We start from the raw sequence: 870 nt of genomic DNA on the forward strand, positions 1-870 counted from the left end.
GTTCCGGCTCTTCCAGGGCGCGCCGGTCGTGTACAGCGGCCAGCATCTGATCAACCTGATGCTCGCCATCGCGATGCTCGGCTTCGGCATCATCTTCTTTCTCACGCAGGCGTGGCTGCCGTTCATCATCATGACGATCATCGCGTTCGTGCTCGGCGTGCTGATCATCATCCCGATCGGCGGCGCGGACATGCCGGTGGTCGTGTCGATGCTGAACTCGTACTCGGGCTGGGCGGCGGCGGGCATCGGCTTCTCGCTGAACAATCCGATGCTGATCATCGCGGGGTCGCTCGTCGGCTCGTCGGGGGCGATTCTGTCGTACATCATGTGCCGCGCGATGAACCGCTCGTTCTTCAACGTGATTCTCGGCGGCTTCGGCAACGATGCGGGCGCGGCGGTGGCCGGCGGCACAGCGGAGCAGCGTCCGGTGAAATCCGGTTCCGCCGACGATGCGTCGTTCATGCTCGGCAACGCCGAGACCGTGGTGATCGTGCCGGGTTATGGGCTGGCCGTGGCGCGCGCGCAGCATGCGTTGAAGGAGCTGACCGACAAGCTGGTCGAGAAGGGCATCGAAGTGAAGTACGCGATTCACCCGGTCGCGGGTCGCATGCCGGGCCACATGAACGTGCTGCTCGCCGAGGCCGAAGTGCCCTACGACATGGTGTTCGAAATGGACGACATCAACGGCGAGTTCGGCCAGGTCGACGTGGTGCTGGTGCTCGGCGCGAACGACGTGGTGAACCCTGCCGCGAAGAACGATCCGAAGTCGCCGATCGCGGGGATGCCGATCATCGAGGCGTATAAGGCAAGGACGGTGATCGTCAACAAGCGCTCGATGGCGGCGGGCTACGCCGGGCTCGACAACGACCT

Annotated in this window: 1 protein-coding gene; it reads left to right on the forward strand. The window is 64.3% G+C overall.

From position 1 onward, the window contains the following. Positions 1–870, forward strand: an 870-nt coding sequence (locus HV770_RS38085) for an NAD(P)(+) transhydrogenase (Re/Si-specific) subunit beta (protein ID WP_175166537.1), incomplete at both ends; no start/stop codon positions are given.

The organism is Paraburkholderia fynbosensis, assembly GCF_902859935.1.
GTDB lineage: Bacteria > Pseudomonadota > Gammaproteobacteria > Burkholderiales > Burkholderiaceae > Paraburkholderia > Paraburkholderia fynbosensis.